The following is a 1,220-nucleotide window of genomic DNA, read 5'->3' as shown; positions in this document are numbered from 1 at the left end:
GACAGGACTAAGGTTATTACTAACCCGCACCTGTAGGGTTATAAAGTTATCAAGGTACTACATTTACCAAGCGGCTAATCCTCTAAACGTCTTACTGTCTAGTTTCTAGCCAACGAATCGCACCACACCCCACACCCTAGCCCCACCAACAAACTTTTTCAGTAAACCCTATCTATCAAGAGATTTACCATACCTTACCCGAAATAATAGTGAAATTTTGTGACAAAGTGCAGCCAGATACAAGAATCTTTGCTACATTCCCAGAAGGCTTCTGTGAAAGGTCTCCTTAAAGGAGGCTGTTTGCGGTAAGCTAATCTGGCTAACACGCTTTTGGGCGTGATATAGGGGAGGATACAACCATGACTCATGAGATTTTAGGTGAATTTTTATCTTTGCCTGCTGAAGCACAGAGCCAAGTAGTCAGCCTGATCGCTTTTTTGAAACAAAAGTACATATATTCTGAACCTCTGTCTGCATCGTCAAATGTTGATTTAGTTAATGATCCCTTTGTTGGAATGTGGCGCGATCGTCAAGATTTAGATAGTACTACTTGGGTGCGAAATTTACGAGAAAGCGAGTGGTCAAAGACAAATGGCTAGTTCAACTATCGTAGATACCGACATAATCATTGATGTTGGTCGTGGTATTCCTGAAGCAGTCAATTGTCTGCAAAGGCTACAATCAAGTTCCAGATTAGCAATTAGCGTAGTTACACAAATGGAACTAATTGTTGGCTGCACTAACAAGTCAGAGTTACGGACGCTGGAAAAATTCCTTCAACAGTTTGATGTAATCAGAATTGACCAACCTATTTCAGACAAAGCGGTTGACTTACTTCGCTTGTATCGGCTAAGTCACGGTTTGCTGATTGCCGATGGCTTGATTGCAGGTACAGCAATAATATGGAATTACCCTTTTATCACCAAGAATCAACGAGACTACCGATTTATTCAAAATTTAAATGTATTACCCTACCCTTAGCGAAAAGCCTAACACTGCGTTGGAGCCGACTTTATCAAAAGCGATCTGTAAAAGTCAGAGTTTGACTGAGGCGGCTCAACTAAACCGTTATGCCGCAAGGTAATGATTCGGTAGTAGTGGCGTAGCTCTCTTGCTTACCTGGTATGAATTGTGTAAAATATTTATTAATAAAAATAATTGGAACCCGCTCAGTCTTTAAACCTCTAGCTTGATCATGACTTTTCTGATAAATATCTTTT

At 40.5% G+C, this 1,220-nt stretch carries 2 protein-coding genes; both read left to right on the top strand.

Going from position 1 to position 1,220, the window contains the following annotated elements; all coding sequences use genetic code 11:
• The first annotated feature begins 359 nt into the window (after positions 1 to 359).
• The gene (locus O9332_RS12535; protein ID WP_002739406.1) at positions 360 to 599 is read left to right on the top strand and encodes a hypothetical protein; all 240 of its coding nucleotides are present in this window, start codon (positions 360 to 362) and stop codon (positions 597 to 599) included.
• Complete coding sequence (locus O9332_RS12530) at positions 592 to 981, top strand: type II toxin-antitoxin system VapC family toxin (protein WP_002763446.1); 390 nt, start codon at positions 592 to 594, stop codon at positions 979 to 981. The genes O9332_RS12535 and O9332_RS12530 overlap by 8 nt, the downstream gene beginning before the upstream one ends.
• Positions 982 to 1,220 lie beyond the last annotated feature (239 nt).

Source organism: Microcystis sp. LE19-10.1B (assembly GCF_027530565.1).
Taxonomy (GTDB): domain Bacteria; phylum Cyanobacteriota; class Cyanobacteriia; order Cyanobacteriales; family Microcystaceae; genus Microcystis; species Microcystis aeruginosa.
The sequence above is the reverse complement of the archived record's forward strand: the minus strand, read 5'-3'. Positions and strand labels throughout refer to the sequence as shown.